This window comes from Microtetraspora glauca, from assembly GCF_040656155.1.
In the GTDB taxonomy this organism is placed as follows: domain Bacteria; phylum Actinomycetota; class Actinomycetes; order Streptosporangiales; family Streptosporangiaceae; genus Microtetraspora; species Microtetraspora glauca.
On the sequence record NZ_JBFALK010000009.1, the window covers coordinates 1,912 to 3,856 of the forward strand.

At 73.2% G+C, this 1,945-nt stretch carries 2 protein-coding genes; one reads left to right on the forward strand and one right to left on the reverse strand.

Annotation, left to right across the window (positions count from 1 at the left end):
- Positions 1–901, reverse strand: a 901-nt coding sequence (locus AB0I59_RS17520) for a hypothetical protein (protein ID WP_358133870.1), incomplete at its 3' end; no start/stop codon positions are given.
- On the opposite strand from AB0I59_RS17520, the gene AB0I59_RS17525 reads away from it, so the two are divergent.
- Entirely contained in the window at positions 890–1,843 is a 954-nt protein-coding gene (locus AB0I59_RS17525; RefSeq protein WP_358133873.1) for a tetratricopeptide repeat protein, read from the forward strand. The two genes, AB0I59_RS17520 and AB0I59_RS17525, sit on opposite strands and share 12 nt — an antisense overlap.
- Positions 1,844–1,945: the final 102 nt, after the last annotated feature.

The following is a 1,945-nucleotide window of genomic DNA, read 5'->3' on the forward strand; positions in this document are numbered from 1 at the left end:
CCGTGGTGGTGACCGTCCGCAGCGTTCCTACGGTGATCGGGATGCCGCTCGTGGTGGCGACCGTCCGCAGCGTTCTTACGGCGATCGGGATGCCGCTCGTGGTGGTGACCGTCCGCAGCGTTCCTACGGTGACCGTCCCCAGCGGTCGTATGGCGATCGGGATGCCGCCCGTGGTGGCGACCGTCCGCAGCGTTCCTACGGCGATCGGGACGCCGCTCGTGGTGGTGACCGTCCGCAGCGGTCCTACGGTGACCGGGATGCCGCTCGTGGTGGTGACCGTCCCCAGCGGTCCTACGGTGACCGTCCCCAGCGGTCGTATGGCGATCGGGATGCCGCCCGTGGCGGTGACCGTCCGCAGCGGTCCTACGGTGACCGGGATGCCGCCCGTGGTGGTGACCGTCCGCAGCGGTCCTACGGTGACCGGGATGCCGCCCGTGGTGGTGACCGTCCGCAGCGTTCCTACGGTGATCGGGACGCTGCTCGTGGTGGTGACCGTCCCCAGCGGTCCTATGGGGACCGTGATGACCGTGGCGGGCGCCCGGCCCGTGAGGGCGGTGGCTTCGGCGGCCGGTACGGCTCCCGCGACCGGGATGGCGGACCCCGTCCGGCCGGCGAGCGAGGCGGGGACCGCTTCCAGCGCGGCGATGACCGGGGTGGGCGTCCCTTCGGTGACCGGCCGCAGCGTTCGTACGGTGACCGTGATGACCGTGGCGACAGGCCGTTCAGCCGGGAAGGCTCCGGTCCGGGCAGCCGTACGCGATACGGCCAGGAGAACGAGCCCAGGGAACGGGAGAAGCTGCCCGAGCTCGCCCCTGACATCACGCCGGACGAGCTGGACAGTGAGGCGCGTGCCGAGCTGAGGTCGCTGCCGAACGACCTCGCCAATCTGGTGGCCAGCCACCTCGTGGCGGCGGCCCGCGCCCTCGGCGAGGAGGAGCCCGAGCAGGCGTACGAGCACGCGAAGGCGGCCCGTCGGTTCGCTGGCCGGATCGGGGTGGTGCGTGAGGCGGCAGGGATCGCGGCATACCACGCGGGCCAGTACGCCGAGGCGCTCGGTGACCTCCGGGCCGCGCGACGGATGACGGGTTCGGACGCATACCTGCCGATCATGGCCGACTGCGAGCGTGGACTCGGCCGCCCGGAGCGGGCTCTGGACCTTGTGCGTTCCAAGGAGGCCGAACGGCTGGACCGGGCAGGCAAGATCGAGCTGGCCATCGTGGAGTCCGGCGCCCGCCGTGACCTCGGCCAGCACGATGCCGCGGTGATCACGCTGCAGCGTGTGCCCGAGCTGCGTGACCCGCAGCCCAGGCCGTGGTCGGCCCGGCTCGCGTTCGCATATGCCGACGCGCTGGCCGACGCGGGTCATCAGGGCGCGGCCACCGACTGGTTCGCCAAGGCGATGGCGTTCGACGAGGACGGCGCGACCGATGCCGCCGAACGCTACGCCGAGCTGACCGGCGGCGTCATCGAGGATGTCGAGGAGGACTTCGACGACCTCGACGAGCTGGAGGACGAGCTGGAGGCGGACAAGGACCTCGATGAGGCCCCGGAGCCCGCGGCCGAAGACGAGGACGCGGACGCGGACGACGAGCGGGTCGAGGACGTCCTCGAGGCTGAGGAGCCCGAGGAGGAGGCTGCCGCCGAGCCCTCGTCGGCCGAGCCCTCCGCCGAGTCCGTGAAGGTGGCCGACACGGCAGCCGCCGATGCTCCCAAGGAGGAGGTCGGCTCCGAGGAGGAGCAGGCGGCGAAGGGTGATCCGGGGGCGCTGGGGCCGGCTTTCATAGAGCCGAACTTCGGTGACGTCCTGGACGGTCCGGAGGACCGGGACAAGCCGGCATCCTGATCAGTACGGCGGGGGGGGGGGGGGGGGGGGCGGGGGGGGGGGGGGCGGGCGGGGGGGGGGGGGGGGCCGGGGGCGGGGGGGGGGGCGGGGCCCCCGGCCCCC